Below are 16004 nucleotides of genomic sequence, written 5' to 3'. Positions count from 1 at the left end.
TGAGTCAATGTGTGGGATTGGCGGTGGTTTGGAGGGTGTCGAGGAGGGTGAGGAGGATGCGGCGGAGGGCGGTTTCGCGGGCGGTGGGGTCGTACCACTCCTGCAGGGTGTGTATGCCGCCGCCGATGCCGCCGCTGCCGAGGGCGAGGGCGGGGATGTCGCGGGAGAGAGGGATGTTGGCGTCGGTGGAGCCGAGGCGGAGTTCGGTGCGGAGGGAGAGGTGGCGGTCGACGGCGCGGAGGGTGTGGAGGAGGGGGGAGTCGTCGGGGAGGGTGGCGGCGGGTCGGTTTCCAATGGTCTCGATGTGGAGTTTTAGTGGTGTGTAGATGGTGGATTGTGTGGTGACGATGTCGTCGAAGATCTGGTGGACGCGGGTGGCGGTGGAGATGAGTTGGGTGGAGTCGGTGGAGCGGAGGTCGAGGAGGGCGGAGGCGGATTCGGGGATGGAGTTGATGGAGGTGCCGCCGGAGATGTGACCGACGTTGAAGGTGGTGAGGGGGTCGGTGGGAAGCTCGAGGGTGGCGATCTCGGTGAGGGCTTTGCTTAGGAGGAGGATGGGGTTGGGGGTTCCGGCGTCGGCCCAGGAGTGGCCGCCGGGGCCGTTGATGGTGACGCGGAAGCGCAGGCTGCCGAGGGCTCGGTTGATGGCGGCAGCGGTGCCTCCGCCTTCGAGGATGAGGGCTGAGGCGATGCGGGTTCGGTAGGGGCCGCGCTCGAAGAGATGACGCATGCCGCGGAGGTCGCCTTCTCCTTCTTCGCCTACGTTGGCGGCGAAGAGGATGGGGATGGGTGGGGTGATGTTGGCGAAGCGCAGGGCAGCGGCGATGGCGAGGAGTGCGGTGAGGCCGGCGGCGTTGTCGCAGATGCCGGGTGCGTGGATGCGGGGGGAGTCTTTTTCTTCGGTGGGGTGGATGGGGGTGTCTGCGGGGAAGACGGTGTCGAGATGGGCGGAGAGGAGGATGCAGGGAGGGGCTTTTCTGAGTTGGCTGCTGTCTGGTGAGGCAATGGCAGGTTGAGCGAGATGCGGGGGGTCTCGACGGATACCGCAGGGTGAATCGGTCCGCTGCAACTGAGGACTTTGGCTGAAATCCACTGCGCGGCGGACGGTGAGACTGTCCGCCGCTTCGGTCGAGATGTTATTTGAGGGAGTGGAGGCTGGTTCGGGTTGGAGTTCGGCGAGGGCGTTGCCGGCGTCGTCGAGATGGATGTTGGTGAGGCCGAGTTCTTGAAAGCGATTGAGGAACCAGGCGGCGCGGGCTGATTCGCCGAAGGGTGGAGCGGGGATGCGGACGAGCTCGAGCTGCCACTGGCGGAGTTGAGGTTGGTGGAGGTGTAGCCAGTGAAAGGCGCGGTGGACTGCGGTGAGGGTGGCGAGGCGAGAGATGCGGCGCTGGGCGGAGGCGGTGGCGGGCATCAGTGCTTGACCTCGGCTTCTGCGTGGGTGATCTCGTCTTCTGCATATGAGACCTCGACGAGGAAGAGGCCGCGGGCGGGGGCAGTGGGGCCGGCGGCGGAGCGGTTGCGGGCGGCGAGGATTTTGGGGATGTCGTCGGGGTGGAGACGGTTGACGGCTATCTCTACGAAGGTGCCTACGAGGTTGCGGACCATGTGGTGGAGGAAGCCGGAGCCGGTAATGCGGTAGATGAGGAGGTCTTCGTGTTGATGCCAGGCGGAGTGGAAGATGGTGCGGGTGTTGTCGGTGGGGATTATTTTCTTTGGGGTGGCGGGGTCTTGGTCGGGTGCCGGATCGGTGGCTATGCCGGCAGAATGCGGTGGTCTCTCCACTGCGCTGCTCACGATGAGGCTGTGAGCTGCTTCGGTCGAGATGACGCTTTTTTGGGAGGTGACGCTGTTCTGATTGGTTGGAGTGACGATGTCTTCACTGGTCGAGATGTCGCTTCTGTTTGAAAGGTCCGGAGAGAGTGTTGAGGGGAATTCTGTGGAGTCGGGGGCGGTGGTTCGGGTGGTGAGGTCGGGATCGACGGCGGCGAAGGAGGTAAAGTCGTGGGGGCCGAGGATGTGGGCGGCGGCTTGCTGCAGGGGGGCGAGTTCGAGAGGGAGGCGGCAGGCCCAGACGTAGGGGGCGAGCATGGGGGAGCAGATTAGGTCTTTGTCGTCGCACCCGGGGAGGATTCGGTACTCGTAGGTTTTGCGGCGGGCGCTGTGGCGGGCGTGGAAGTCTTCGGGGACGGGTGTGACGGAGAGGACGCGGATGCTGGGTGGGAGGGCGCGGTTGAGGGCGCGATGGAGGTTTGCGGCGGGGATGGGGACCGAGAGCGAGAAGGTGGCGACCTGGGCGAGAGCGTGAACGCCGGTGTCGGTGCGGCCGGAGCCCTGGGGGAGGACGGTTTCACCTGTGACGCGATGGATGGCTTGGGCGAGCGCGCCCTGTACGGTGGGGAGAGAGGGTTGGATCTGCCAGCCGTTGTAGGGGGTTCCGTCGTAGGTCAGGATTGTCTTCCAGTGAGGCATGGGCTGCTTTGGACGGTATCACGGTTGCGTGGGAGAGGTTGGGAAAGTCTTGGGTAAGGGCAAGGGGTTGATATACTTACCGCATCGTATCCGGGAATGAACTTTTACTGAAGATGTTGGGAACGAAGCGAGCGATGAGTGCGTATCTGTGCTCAGCCTGGACGTTGCCTTTGAAGAAGGCGATGTTGGGGTTAGCAGGATTTTCCTAGTGTCATCGTGTGTCTGTGGCTGTCTTTTAAGAGTCGTTGGGAAGGTGCTGCGCGTCTGAGTAAGAATTGCAAAATCTGGTTGTGAGGCTGGCCCTCGCGTGGTCGTGCGGGGTTGGGAGAGCTTTGAGTCCGGCGTGTCCGGTGAAGGTGTCCATGCCGGTGTTGGGCGTTGCCGGTAAAGCGTCGAGAGGCTTCAGGAAAGAGTTGGAGAGCGAATCGTGAGATTAAAGGATATGCAGGGGGCGGCGAGCATTTCACTGCTGCTGATGAGTCTGTGCACACAGCCGGGATTGGCGCAGCAGCAGACGCAGTCGAGTCCGACCACACCAGCGGCGCCGCAGCAGGTGGTGAATGATACGACGGGAACACCTGGGTTGCCGCAGGCTCCGCAGCCGAAGGCGACCGAGCCGTTGTTTATGCGCCCTACCAGCCGGGACTACACGAAGCCGAAGAGCCATATCTGGAATCCTATTGCTCCATATACGGCGATCCAGGTTCCTACTTTCCAGATGGGGAACACGACGCTGGGCAGTTTGCTGAGGGACGGGAAGATCTATCTGAGCCTGGCGGATGCGGTGACGCTGACGCTGCAGAATAACTACGATATTGCGATCGCTCGGGTCAATCTGGATATTGCGGATACGGATCTGCTGCGGGCGAGGGCGGGATCTGCGCTTCGCGGCGTGTCGACCGGCCTGTTGACGAATACCATTGGCGGAACTACGACGACGATTACTACGGGCGGCGGACCAGGTGCGACCTCTCAGGGTGTGGGCGGCGGCGGTACGGGTGTGGGCGGAATCGTTGTGAGCACCAACGGCGGCGGACCGGTACCGGAGAATCTGGATCCGGTGCTGACGGGACAGCTGGAGTATGAGGCTTCGACGGCGCCGCAGTTGAATACGCTGTTCAGCGGCGGGTTGAATGTGTTGACTACGGATACGGCGACCTACAACTTCAATTATGCTCAGGGATTTCTGACCGGCACGCAGTTGACGGTGGGCTTCAACAATACTCGCGTGACGACGGACAATCCTTTTAGCAACTTCAGCCCTTCGTTGACGACGAGCTTTCGCGCTACGGCGACGCAGCATCTGTTGCAGGGGTTCGGCTGGGGCGTGAATGGACGTTTTATTCTGCAGGCCAAGAATGACCGACGGATCACAGACTCGGCATTTCGGCAGCAGGTGCTGTATACGATCAACCAGGTGGAGAACATCTACTGGGCACTGGTGAGTGCGTACGAAGACGAGCAGGCGAAGGAACGTCAGCTGACGCAGTCGTCGCAGCTGACCTCGGACAACCGGAAGCAGCTGGAGATTGGCACACTGGCGCCGCTCGATGTGGTGAACTCGGATAGCGCGGTGGCGAGTGACAAACAAGCGCTGGTGGCTTCGAAGACGAATCTCGAGTACCAGCAGTTGTTGATGAAGCAGGCGATTGTGCGAAACCTGAACGATCCGCAACTGTCGCAGGCGCCTGTGATTCCGACCGACCGGGTGGCCCTGGACAGATTGCCGGAAGAGGACGTGCAGGTTGAGGACCTGGTGAAGGTGGCGTACGCCAACAACCCGCAGATTGAGCAGGCGGTGTTGAACATGAAGAACAACGAGATCACGATCAAGGCGTTCAAGAACGGATTGCTGCCGACTGTGGATGCGTATGCCTTCTACGGTGGAAGTGCGCTGGGTGGTGCTCAGAATCCGAGTGCGATCGATTTCAATACTAATAAGCCTTATCCGCCGGGAACGTTTCCTTCGGTCGGGTACGGGACTGTCTTTCAGAACACGTTCAACAACAACGCTCCAGATAAAGGTGTTGGCGTGAACATGACGATTCCGATACGGAACCGAACGGCACAGGCTGACCAGGCGCGGTCGCAGATGGAGTATCGGCAGTCGCAGATGCGGTTGCAGCAGCTCTACACGTTGATTCGCATCCAGGTGACGAACCAGCAGTACGCGTTGACCAACGACCGGGCGCAGGTGCAGGCGGCTCAGGCGGCGAGAGACTTTGCTGCGCAGAGCCTGGACGCTGAGCAGAAGAAGTACAGGCTGGGAGCATCGACCACTGCGAATGTATTGCAGCAGGGGAGGAACCTGGCGACGGGGGAGAATAATCTGATCTCGGCGACGGCGGCGTATGCGAGAGACCGGGCGCAGCTGTTCCAGCTTCTGGCGAACACTCTGGACCGATATGGAATCAGTATTGAAGCTACAGCGCAGGCAGTTGGAGGAGGCGCGGGAATGCAGACGCCTGTGATTCCGGGGTTGACGGCTCCTAAAGCTCCTGAGGCGCCGAAGCCGATCGATGTGAACCCGGCTGCTCCGCCACCGCAACAGTAAATTGGCAGGTAGAAGAGAGGGCTCGGGCTGCGGCTCGGGCCCTTTGTTAAGTCTTGTTGAGATACAAAGGCAGAGACTAAATACGGATCTCTCCACTGCGCTGTTCACGGTGAGGCTGTGAACAGCTTCGGTTGAGATGACAAGTTTTGGGGTGGTGACGAGATTTTGTCGAAGGCCAGATTTTATTTTTTTATTGAACCGGATTGCAAAGGCGGTTGCAATGATGGCGGTAAGAGAAAACTAAAGAGTGGTGCGGTGAACGTGGCGTTAAAGGTCGGGAAGAGGCGTTTGAACTAGACTGGAAGTCTATGAGCAGCGATCCGGCGGCGAGTCAGGAAGTGGCGGGAAGTCACGGGCAGGCTAGTGAACATTTGAACTCTTTGGCGAAGGCGGCTTCGGCTTATCTGCGGTCTGCGATGCATCAGCCGGTGGAGTGGCAGGAGTGGGGCGAGGCGGCGTTTGAGAAGGCGAAGGTGGAGGATAAACCGATACTGCTGGATATCGGCGCGGTGTGGTGCCACTGGTGTCATGTGATGGATCGGGAGTCGTATGAGAGTGCGGCGACGGCGAAGATCATCAACGATCACTTTGTTGCGGTGAAGGTGGACCGGGATGAGCGGCCGGATGTGGATACGCGATACCAGGCGGCGGTGTCTGCGATCAGTGGGCAGGGTGGCTGGCCGCTGACTGCGTTTTTGACTCCGGAGGGAAAGCCTTACTTTGGGGGGACTTATTTTCCACCGGCGGATCAGCATGGACGGCCTGGATTTCAGCGGGTACTGCTGACGATGGCGGAGGCGTTTCAGAGTCGGCGCGATGAGGTGAATGAGTCGGCCGGAAGCGTGATGGCGGCGATTGAGCATAACGAATCGTTTATGGGGAGAGCAGGGAATCCCGGGCCGGAGCTGGTGGCGAAGCTGGTGTCGTCGGTGCTGAAGCAGTTTGATGCGAGGTCGGGTGGGTTTGGGTCGCAGCCGAAGTTTCCTCACTCGGGGGCGATCGATCTGCTGCTGGATGTGGCGTCGAGGGTGTCGGCTGGTGGGATGGAGGATGTGAGCGAGTCGGCGAAGACTGCGGCGATGGTGACGCTGCAGAAGATGTCGAAGGGCGGGATCTATGATCATCTGGCTGGGGGATTTCATCGCTACTCGGTGGATGAGCGATGGGTGGTGCCGCACTTCGAGAAGATGTCGTATGACAATAGCGAGCTGCTGAAGAACTATGTGCATGCGTTCCAGACGTTTGTGGAGCCTGAGGCGGCGCGGGTGGCTCGGGAGATGATTCGATGGATCGATGAGTGGTTGAGCGACCGGGAGCGCGGTGGGTTCTATGCTTCGCAGGATGCGGACTTTTCGCTGGAGGATGACGGCGACTACTTTACGTGGACGCGGGATGAGGCCACGGAGGTGCTGACGGCGGAAGAGCTTGCGGTGGCGAGTGCTTACTATGACATCGGCGAGATCGGCGATATGCACCACAACCCGGCGAAGAATGTTTTGCATGTGCGGGGGACGCTGGAGGGAGTGGCGAAGGCGAATGGGATCACCTTCGAAGTGGCGAAGGAGCGATTGGCTGCGGCGAAGGAGAAGTTGTATGCGGCTCGGTTGAAGCGGCCTACTCCTTATGTGGATAAGACGATCTATGTGGGTTGGAATGGGATGATGATCTCGGCCTACGTGGAGGCGGGTCGGGTGCTGGATATGCCGGAGGTGCGGGCGTTTGCTCTGAAGTCTCTGGACCGGGTGCTGGCGGAGGCCTGGGACGCTAAAGCTGGGCTGGCTCATGTCGTCGCGTATGGAGAGCAGGGTGGGAGTGGCGCGCGGGTGGCTGGGGTGCTCGAGGACTATGTATTTTTAGGGCATGCGGCGCTGGATGCGTGGGAGCTGACGGGGGAGATGCGGTACTACACGGCTGCCGAGGCGATTATGGAGAGTGCGCTGGTGAAGTTCTATGACCCGGTGGGGTGCGCGTTCTTCGATACCGAGAGTGTTGGCGAGGGCGAGACCAGGCTGGGAGCGCTGGTGACGCGGCGAAAGCCGCTGCAGGACTCGCCTACGCCTGCGGGGAACTCTGTTGGAGCTGCGTTGCTGCTGCGGTTGGAGGCGCTGAATGGGCGGGAGGACTATGCGGTAAAGGCTCTGGAGACGCTGGAGACCTTTGCGGGGGTAGTCGAGCACTTTGGGCTTTATGCGGCGAGCTATGGGCTGGCGTTGCAGAGGATGGTGTTGCGGGCGGTGGAAATTTGTGTGATTGGGGACGATGCCGCGGCGAGGAGGCTTGAGGCAGTGGCGCTGGCTCGGTATGCGGTGAATAAGAGCGTGATCCGGTTGCGGAGGGATCAGCTGGGGGCGCTGCCTCCGGCGCTGGCGGAGACGTTGCCGCATCTGCCGGGGCTTGGGGGGGAGGGGAGTTTTGCTGTGGTTTGTAGTGGCAAGGGATGTCTGCCGCCGGTGTCGGGTGTGGATGAGTTGATTGAGGCTATGAATAAGGCTTTGTGAGGTGGGCTCGTTTTCTGCTGGGCTTATGTTGTCCTGCCGGACGGGCCCGCTGCGCGCGGGGAGGTCACTTCGTGACTTGTATACCCTGGGTCCATTGGCCTCCCGTTGGTCGGTTGGGTTTGCTAGCTGCCTATGAGTGGCTGCTGGGCGGGTGGGGCGGTTGGGTTGGGGGCGCGGAGGATGAGCATGTTGGCGGGATCGTTGCCGAGGGGGATGCCGTCTTTTTCGAAGGCGAGGATGATGCGGCGACGCAGTTCGCGGAGGACGCGGTCACGCTGGTTGACCCGGACGCGGATCTGGATGGGGTAAGTGACGGCGCGACCGTCGATCTTGTCGACGCCGAGGACGACGGGGTCAGCGACTGTGATGTCCTTGAAGGCGGCGTCTTCGCGGATGTCACCGGCGATCTTTGTGAGCAGGGCGATGACTTTGTCGGGGTTGGCGCTGGCATCGACGCTGACGTTGAGGGCAGCGACGGCGTAGTCGCGGGAGAGGTTGGAGACGGTGGCGATCTGGCTGTTGGGGATGATGTAGAGGGTGCCGTCGCTGTCGCGCAGGCTGGTGCGGCGAAGGGAGAGGTCTTCGACGGTGCCTTTGAGACCGGCGAGGACGACGATCTCGCCGACGTTGTACTGGTCTTCGACGAGGATGAAGATGCCGTTGATCATGTCCTTGAAGATGGACTGTGCGCCGAGGCCGATGCCTACGCCGACGATTCCGGCGGAGGCGAGGATGGGCTGGTAGGGGATGTCGAAGATGTTGAGGATCTGCAGGAAGGCTATGAAGCCGAGCACACCGATGGAGGTGGCGCGAAGGATGGAGGCCATGGTGCGGAGCTGGGCGGCGCGGTGGAAGTTGCCAACCTGATGGTCGGCACGGGAGCGCATCTTTTTGACGAAGAAGAGAACGATGCGCTGGAGGATGAAGATGACCAGGAGGACGACGAAGATCTTGGGTAGTTTGTTCTGCAGGAATAGCAGGATGTCACTGTGCCATTTGTCTTCGATGGTCTGAAGGATGGGTTCGTCTTGCGGGGCCATGGCCAGAAGGAGCATGATTACAGCGTCTCGCTTTCGGGAAAGAGTGCTGTGAACAGAATGCGTCAGCTGTTTGTAAGATGCAATTCAGACTGGAAATAAGCGGCGGCGGGATGGACGGAGGATGCCATGAGAGTGCTGCGACTGGGAGTGATTGGGGCTGTGTTGATGGTGGGCGTATCTGGACGGGTGAGTGGGGGACAACTACAGCAGATTCAGCAGGGGCAGCATTTTCCCGGGCAGGTGCGTGAACCGGACGATGTAAACCCTAATATTGACCAGCATCGGCTGGAGCAGCAGGAGAGCATACGGAGCACCGAGCGACAGAAGCGGTTGGTGGCGGATACGGATAAGCTACTGGCCCTGGCTACGGATCTGAAGCAGCAGGTAGACAAGACGAACAAGAATATTCTGTCAGTGGATGTGATCAAGAAGGCAGATGAGATTGAGAAGCTGGCTCATAGCGTAAAGGAACGGATGAAGGGTTAGCCTTAGACAGTAGATGTGAAAACATTTATCGCGATGCCCACTATGCTTTATGGCTACCCCGTACGGCAGATTCCTCCCCCGTATGTTCTGGGTGCGGAATGACAGACGAAAAAGGAAGATCAAGCTCTAGACCAATGCGCATTCTGCTCTAGTCGCAATGACCGCTGCTGCGGCTACGGGGTGAGCTGGGAGATAGCTGCGGCTGCGTTGACTAGAGGGATGGAGACGCCGGGGAGGGTGACGGCTGAGTTGCGCATTGCGGCGACTACAGCTGCGGCGCTCCAGTCCGGGTGAGCGGCTCGGACAAGGGCGGCGACTCCGGCGGCGAGCGGGGCGGAGGCGCTGGTGCCCATGGCCTGAACGTAGGTGGTGTGGCCGAGGTTGAAGCATCCGTAGCTGTGGGCGGAGTCGGCGGGGAGGCCGTCGATAGTGTTGGGAAGACCGGAGCTGCAGGCGCCTTCGATCCATCCGCTGACGCCGGTGTCGGGGCCGTCGGGGTAGCTGCCGCCGGGGGCGGCGAGGGCGTTGAGCGGAGCTCCATAGTTGGTGTAGTAGGCGAGGGAGACGGGGCCGGGGGTGCAGGTGGCGCCTGGGGTGGTGTTCTGGGCGCAGGCGGGGTTGGTGGAGGCGGCGATGGCGAGGACGCTGCGGGACTGAGCGGGGAGCTCGACGTAACGGGGGTTGGAGAGGTCGATGCCGTCGTTGCCTGCAGAGGCGACGAGGACGATGTTGGCCTGGGCTGCGGCGTAGGTGATCTGGTTGAAGGCGGCGAGGAGGCCGGCTCCGTCTCCGGTGGTGAGGTCGGCGGTGGCGCCGACGGAGAGGGAGATGACGTCGGCGCGGTTGGTGACGGCGTCTTCGATACCTTTCATGACCCAGCTGAGAAGGCCGCTGGCCTCGCCGGCTTCGCACTGATCGGCGGGGTTGGTGTCTCCGGTGATGGAGGCGGGCATGCGCTGGAGGACTTTGATGTTGAGGATGGTCGCGGCGGGGGCAACGCCGATGATCTTGCCGGTTCCGGGACCGATGGCTCCGGCGGCGAGGGAGGCGGTCCAGGTGCCGTGGCCCTGCTGGTCCTGCGGGGTGCCGTCGTCGCAGGCGCTGGGATAGGCGGTCTGGTCGACTTCCGTGAGGTTGAGGGCGAGGTTGGGGGAGAGGTCGGGGTGGGTTTTATCGATGCCGCTGTCGATGATGGCGATGCGAATGCCCTTGCCCATGGTGGTGTCCCAGGGGCCGCGCGCGGGGCCGCCGGGGACGTTGTTTCCGTATCCCCCGACCTGCTGGACGGCCCATCCCTGTGGGGTGGAGGTGTAGTAGGTGTCGTAGGAAGGAGGCGGTGGAGGGGGTGGCGGCGGTGGGGTTGGGAGGGATGGGGGAGCGGTCGTGATGGGACCGTGGGTGGGGAGTCGGCCTATGGTGGTGGTTGGCGTGAGAGGTTGCGCTCCGTTGTTGACGCGCGAGGTGATGGCGAGAGGCCGGAGACGGAGACGCAATGCGGAGACGATTCGGTCGTGGAGGACGTAGCTTACGTTGGGTTGGGCGGAGAGGAGGCGGAGACTGGTTGCGTCGTCTTGTGATGCGGGGGATTGCACGGCTGCGATGCCGAGGTGCTCGTTGCGTTGCGTGAGGCGGGTGCCGGTGGCGAGGAGGTGGGCCTCAGCGTCGCCGGGGATGCTTGCGTTGCGGTAGACGACGAGGTAGCGATGGGGAGCGACGCTGGAGGTATCGATTTGCGCTACGGCGGCTGGGGGAAGGAGAGGGAGACAGAGCGCTGCGAGAAGCGAGATACTTCGGCAGAACAGACGGGTGCGGGCCGCTTGGAGATCTGGCTTTGGGGAAGCGAATTCGTTGAGCACGGACACGGGGCACCTCATTGTTGCGCTGAGGTATGAATCGGCACCGCGAGAATTTGCATTAGTGCCAGAACAGTTGTGTGCTATTACTTTGGTCTGTCGATCGAGCCAAATCTGACTGATCCTGCTCGATTAACGGACGCATTGACCCTGTTTGATCGCGCGTGCTCTAATTGCCGCCTTTGTGAAGCTGAGAGAAAGTTTGCGTTCTAAGGAGACCCTTGCATGGTTGGAGTAAGTTTTTTGGCGATGGCCGTTCAGCAGGTTCCCTTGACCCCTGCGGTTGTCGACGGTGGCGATGGACGGATTTATCTGTGGGTGGCTCTGGGGGTTGGTGTGCTGGCTCTGGTTGCGGCGCTGATGCTGGCGCGGGCGGTGATTGCATCCGATACGGGGACGCCGGAGATGCGGGCGATCTCGGATGCGATTCGGGAGGGTGCAGAGGCATTTTTGCGGCGGCAGTACAAGACGATTGGGGCGATTGCGCTGGTGCTGGCGGTGGTGGTGTTTGTGGGGTATCGGCTGTCGCCGAGGACTTCGCCGTATGCGCTGAAGACGGTGGTGAGCTTTCTGGTGGGCGCGGTGTGCTCTGGGCTGGCAGGATTCACGGGGATGTACTGCTCGATCCGGGCGAACATCCGGACGGCTTCGGCGGCGAGAACGAGTTTGAACAAGGCGTTACAGATGGCGCTGCGTGGAGGGGCGGTGACAGGGCTGGTGGTGGTTGCGCTGTCGCTGCTTGGTGTTGGGGTGCTGTTCCTGTTCTTTGGCGGCCTGGAGCATCCGCAGGCGGTTCCGTATCAGCTGGTGGGGTTTGGGTTCGGAGCGTCGCTGGTGGCGCTGTTCGCGCAGCTTGGCGGCGGGATCTATACGAAGGCTGCGGATGTGGGCGCGGACCTGGTGGGTAAGGTGGAGGCGGGGATTCCCGAGGATGATCCGCGAAACCCGGCTGTGATTGCGGACCTGGTGGGCGATAACGTGGGCGACTGCGCGGGTCGAGGTGCGGACTTGTTCGAGTCCACTGCGGCGGAGAATGTGGGCGCGATGATTCTTGGTGCGGCCCTTTATCCCGTGTTTGGAGTGAAGGGGATTTTGTTTCCGCTGATCGTGCATGCGATCAATTTAATTGCGAGCATCGTCGGCGTGTTTGTGGTGAAGACGCGTGAGGATGAGGATCCGATGCACGCGCTGAATAAGGGATTCTATGTGACCTCAGCGCTGGCGCTGGCCGGGTTTGCGGGTGCGGTTTATACGATGTTGAATGGGCCGCAGGTGCAGCCGCTTTGGTTGCTGGGGTGCGGTGTGATTGGGCTGGTGACGGCGTTTCTGTTTGTGTGGATTACGGAGTACTACACGGAGGCGATCTATCGCCCGGTGAAGTCGATTGTGGAGGCTTCGGTGACGGGGCCGGCGACGAACATCATCAGCGGGCTGGCGGTGGGGATGGAGACGCCGGCGATGCCTGTGGTGGTGATCTCGGCGGCGCTGCTGCTGAGCTACTACTTCGGCGTGCAGGGATTGGCGGGAGTGGCGGGGATCAGCGACTATGCCAAGGGGATCTACGGGACGGCGATTGCCACGATGGGGATGCTGAGCTGCGCGGCTTACATTCTTGCGATGGATACGTTTGGGCCGATTACGGATAATGCGGGCGGAATCATCGAGATGTCGAATCAGCCGCATGAGATTCGTGACCGGACGGACAAGCTGGACTCGGCGGGGAATACGACGAAGGCGCTGACGAAGGGATATGCGATCGGGTCGGCTTCGCTGGCAGCGTTTCTTCTGTTCTCGGCTTATCTGGAGGAGATTAAGACAATTGTAACCGATAAGGTTGCACTTGCCGGTGGGTACATGCCGGTGGGGTGGAGTTTTACGAATATCAATCTGGCGCAGGTGCCGGTGTTTGTGGGCGCACTGCTGGGTGCGATGTTGACTTACCTGTTTAGCTCACTGGCGATCAAGGCGGTGGGACGAACGGCGCAGATGGTGGTGAAGGATGTGCGGGATCAGTTCAAGGAGAATCCCGGGATTATGCTGGGGACCTCGAAGCCGAACTATGCGCGGTGCGTGAACATCGTGACTGGCGCGGCATTGAAGGAGATGGTGGTGCCTGGGTTGCTGGCGGTTGGTTTGCCGGTGGCGGTGGGTTTGATCTTCAGGCACTTGAGCTCGAGCTATCAGGCCAGTTCTGCGTTGTATGCGCCGGGGGCGATTCTGCCGGTGCCTGCGATTGGCGGAGTACCGGTGAATCTGGCTGGAGCTGAGGCTGTGGCTGGATTGCTGATGGTCGGAACGATCTCTGGCGTGCTGCTGGCGATGCTGATGAACAACGGCGGCGGTGCGTGGGATAACGCGAAGAAGTTTATCGAGACGGGACAGTATGGCGGCAAGAAGTCGGAGGCGCATAAGGCGGCGGTTGTGGGAGATACGGTGGGTGATCCTTTCAAGGACACGGCTGGGCCCAGCTTGCATGTGCTGATTAAGTTGCTGGCCACGATTACGCTGGTGCTTGCGCCGTTGTTTGTTTAGCGATGAGGATGCATGAAGATGGGTGGCCTTCGGGCTGCCCATTTTTGTGGATTGCCGGCTTGTCGCCGGGTAGCTGGAAAGCGCTGCGAAGGGGAGCCAAGAGCGACGGGTTCCCGGTACAATCTGTGACGGTAGTGATAATGAGCTGCGGCTTTTCGATGTAAAGGATGGGTGTATGGCAAGACAGTCTGGATCGGGTGTGCAGGAGAGCAAGAAGTCGGCGGGAAATGTGGCGGAGAGCTTGCTGACGCGCGAGCAGTTGGTGGAGTTTTATCGGTTGATGTATCTGTCGCGGCGTACCGATGATCGCGAGATTGTTTTGAAGCGACAGCAGAAGATTTTTTTTCAGATCTCCTGCGCGGGGCATGAGGCGTTGCTGGTTGCTGCAGGGATGGCGCTGAAGCCCGGGTATGACTGGTTCTTTCCCTACTATCGGGATCGGGCGATCTGCCTGGCGTTGGGCAATACGGTGGAGGAGCAGCTGCTGCAGGCGGTGGGTGCGGCGGACGATACGGCGAGCGGCGGAAGACAGATGCCTTCGCACTGGTCGAGCAGGAAGTTGAATATTGTTTCGCCGTCTTCGTCGACGGCTACGCAGTGCCTGCATGCGGTGGGTTGTGCGGAGGCGGGGAGATTCTTCACGAAGCATCCTGAGGCCGCGAAGAAGCATGACGGGGACTATCGCGAATTCAAGGATGTGACGTTTCATGGCGATGAAGTGGTTTATGTCTCGATCGGCGAGGGGTCGACGAGCCAGGGAGAGTTCTGGGAGTCGTTGAATACGGCTTCGAATGGGAAGCTGCCCGTGTTGTATGTGGTCGAGGACAATGGGTATGCGATCTCGACGCCGGTGGAGGTGAACACGCCGGGGGGAAACATCTCGAAGCTGGTGGCGAACTTTCCTAACTTCCACTTTGCTGAGATTGATGGGACCGATCCGATTGCGAGCTATAAGGCGATGGTGGAGGCGGTGGCTTATTGCCGCTCGGGTAAGGGGCCGGCGCTGGTGCATGGGCATGTGATTCGGCCTTACTCGCACTCGCTGAGTGACGACGAGAGGCTTTACCGGTCGGTGGAGGAGTTGGACGCGGATGCTGCGCGGGACCCGATCTCGCGGATGCAGATGTGGCTGCTGCGCGAGGGGATCCTGGATGCGGACGGGATCAACAAGCTGGAGCGGCAGGTGGATGAAGAGGTGCAGCGGGCTGCGGATCGTGCGGTGATGGCGACGCTGCCGACGGTGGCTTCGATTATGAAGCATGTTTACTCGGAGGATCTGAGTTCGCAGGACAACCGGTTTGCGACGGAGACGAAGCCTACTGCGGATGCGACCGAGCGGACGATGGCGGATCTGATTAATTGCTGCCTGAAGGATGAGATGCGGCGGGATGAGCGGGTGGTGGTGTTCGGTGAAGATGTGGCCGATGCTACGCGCGATGGGGCGCTGAGGGCGGGGAAGATCAAGGGCAAGGGTGGTGTGTTCAAGCTGACGGCGGGGCTGCAGACGGAGTTTGGCAGTGACCGTTGCTGGAACTCGCCGCTGGCTGAGGCGAATATTACAGGCCGTGCGATTGGGATGGCGGTGCGCGGGATGAAGCCGGTGGTGGAGATTCAGTTCTTCGACTACATCTGGCCAGCGATGCACCAGATGCGGAATGAACTTTCACTGATGAGGTGGAGGTCGAATGGCGACTTCAGCTGCCCGCTGGTGATGAGGGTGCCGATTGGCGGGTATCTGACGGGTGGGTCGATCTATCACTCGCAGTCGGGTGAGAGCATCTTTACGCATACGCCGGGTGTGCGTGTGGTGATGCCGTCGAATGCGCTGGATGCGCTGGGCTTGCTGCGCACGGCGATTCGTTGCGATGATCCGGTGTTGTTCCTGGAGCACAAGCGGCTGTATCGCGAGACGTTTGGGCGGGCGGCTTATCCTGGGCCGGACTACTGCATTCCGTTTGGGAAGGCGAAGATTGTGCGGCCGGGGAAGGATCTGACGGTGCTGACGTATGGCGCGGTGGTGCCTCGTGCGCTGCAGGCGGCGCAGAAGCTGCATCGCGATAGTGGTGTGGATGTGGAGCTGATCGATCTGCGGAGTTTGACTCCTTACGACTGGGAGGCGATTGCGGAGAGCGTGAGGAAGACCAGCCGCGTGATTGTGGCGCATGAGGATATGTTGAGCTGGGGGTACGGGGCGGAGATCGCGGCGCGGATTGGGGATGAGCTGTTTCATGATCTCGATGCCCCGGTGAGACGTGTTGCGGCGATGGATACGTTTGTGGCGTATCAGCCGCTGCTGGAGGATGCGATTTTGCCGCAGCCGGAGGATTTGTATCGCGCGATGGCGGAGTTGGCGGCGTTCTAAACGCGGCCGAAAAAGGACGTCCTGCCGGACGGACCCGCTACGCGCGGGGCGGTCACTTCGTGACGTGTCTACCGGTCGTGGCTGGAGGTGGTGCGTGGGTCTTCCCGTTGGTCAGAAGTAAGGCTTGGATGGGTGTGCGCGGATTTCGCAACTGATGCGCTGGTTTGGTGTCTCCTATTGCAGGTGTAAATCTGCGGTTGGTTGCGC

General features: G+C 60.9%; 9 protein-coding genes. 5 read left to right on the top strand and 4 right to left on the bottom strand.

Features of this window, described 5'->3' with window-relative positions; translation table 11 throughout:
- Window positions 1-4 precede the first annotated feature (4 nt).
- Entirely contained in the window at window positions 5-1414 is a 1410-nt protein-coding gene (locus RBB81_RS16355) for a M20/M25/M40 family metallo-hydrolase (RefSeq protein WP_353071391.1), read from the bottom strand.
- A complete protein-coding gene (locus RBB81_RS16350; RefSeq protein WP_353071390.1) occupies window positions 1414-2472 on the bottom strand; it encodes a tRNA pseudouridine synthase A in 1059 nt (352 codons plus the stop codon). The genes RBB81_RS16355 and RBB81_RS16350 overlap by 1 nt, the downstream gene beginning before the upstream one ends.
- A gap of 427 nt (window positions 2473-2899) precedes the next feature.
- Between RBB81_RS16350 and RBB81_RS16345 the strand changes: the two genes are divergently transcribed.
- Together RBB81_RS16345 and RBB81_RS16340 are read left to right on the top strand one after the other, a co-directional pair.
- Window positions 2900-5026: a TolC family protein gene (locus RBB81_RS16345; RefSeq protein ID WP_353071389.1), complete on the top strand. Its 2127-nt coding sequence runs from the start codon at window positions 2900-2902 to the stop codon at window positions 5024-5026.
- A 308-nt stretch (window positions 5027-5334) separates the two neighbouring features.
- Entirely contained in the window at window positions 5335-7524 is a 2190-nt protein-coding gene (locus RBB81_RS16340) for a thioredoxin domain-containing protein (RefSeq protein ID WP_353071388.1), read from the top strand.
- Window positions 7525-7646: 122 nt separating this feature from the next.
- Here the strand turns inward: RBB81_RS16340 and RBB81_RS16335 are convergent, their stop codons facing one another.
- The gene (locus RBB81_RS16335; protein WP_179583828.1) at window positions 7647-8579 is read right to left on the bottom strand and encodes a mechanosensitive ion channel family protein; all 933 of its coding nucleotides are present in this window, start codon (window positions 8577-8579) and stop codon (window positions 7647-7649) included.
- 111 nt (window positions 8580-8690) lie between these two features.
- On the opposite strand from RBB81_RS16335, the gene RBB81_RS16330 reads away from it, so the two are divergent.
- The gene (locus RBB81_RS16330; protein ID WP_179583826.1) at window positions 8691-9050 is read left to right on the top strand and encodes a hypothetical protein; all 360 of its coding nucleotides are present in this window, start codon (window positions 8691-8693) and stop codon (window positions 9048-9050) included.
- Between the two features lie 173 nt (window positions 9051-9223).
- Here the strand turns inward: RBB81_RS16330 and RBB81_RS16325 are convergent, their stop codons facing one another.
- Window positions 9224-10912, bottom strand: coding sequence for a S8 family peptidase (locus RBB81_RS16325; RefSeq protein ID WP_353071387.1), 1689 nt, complete (start codon window positions 10910-10912; stop codon window positions 9224-9226).
- Between the two features lie 216 nt (window positions 10913-11128).
- On the opposite strand from RBB81_RS16325, the gene RBB81_RS16320 reads away from it, so the two are divergent.
- Together RBB81_RS16320 and RBB81_RS16315 are read left to right on the top strand one after the other, a co-directional pair.
- Window positions 11129-13435, top strand: coding sequence for a sodium-translocating pyrophosphatase (locus RBB81_RS16320; protein ID WP_353071386.1), 2307 nt, complete (start codon window positions 11129-11131; stop codon window positions 13433-13435).
- Window positions 13436-13610: 175 nt separating this feature from the next.
- Window positions 13611-15797, top strand: coding sequence for an alpha-ketoacid dehydrogenase subunit alpha/beta (locus RBB81_RS16315; protein ID WP_353071385.1), 2187 nt, complete (start codon window positions 13611-13613; stop codon window positions 15795-15797).
- Window positions 15798-16004 lie beyond the last annotated feature (207 nt).

Source organism: Tunturibacter gelidoferens, assembly GCF_040358255.1.
In the GTDB taxonomy this organism is placed as follows: Bacteria; Acidobacteriota; Terriglobia; order Terriglobales; family Acidobacteriaceae; genus Edaphobacter; species Edaphobacter gelidiferens.
Note: the sequence above shows the minus strand (reverse complement) of the source record. Positions and strands in the feature narration are given on the sequence as shown.

Bases quoted from the DNA above. Each gene is read 5' to 3' on its own strand.
- RBB81_RS16355 (WP_353071391.1), bottom strand. From the start codon at position 1,414: ATGCCCGCCACCGCCTCCGCCCAGCGCCGCATCTCTCGCCTCGCCACC.
- RBB81_RS16350 (WP_353071390.1), bottom strand. From the start codon at position 2,472: ATGCCTCACTGGAAGACAATCCTGACCTACGACGGAACCCCCTACAAC.
- RBB81_RS16340 (WP_353071388.1), top strand. From the start codon at position 5,335: ATGAGCAGCGATCCGGCGGCGAGTCAGGAAGTGGCGGGAAGTCACGGG.
- RBB81_RS16335 (WP_179583828.1), bottom strand. From the start codon at position 8,579: ATGCTCCTTCTGGCCATGGCCCCGCAAGACGAACCCATCCTTCAGACC.
- RBB81_RS16330 (WP_179583826.1), top strand. From the start codon at position 8,691: ATGAGAGTGCTGCGACTGGGAGTGATTGGGGCTGTGTTGATGGTGGGC.
- RBB81_RS16320 (WP_353071386.1), top strand. From the start codon at position 11,129: ATGGTTGGAGTAAGTTTTTTGGCGATGGCCGTTCAGCAGGTTCCCTTG.
- RBB81_RS16315 (WP_353071385.1), top strand. From the start codon at position 13,611: ATGGCAAGACAGTCTGGATCGGGTGTGCAGGAGAGCAAGAAGTCGGCG.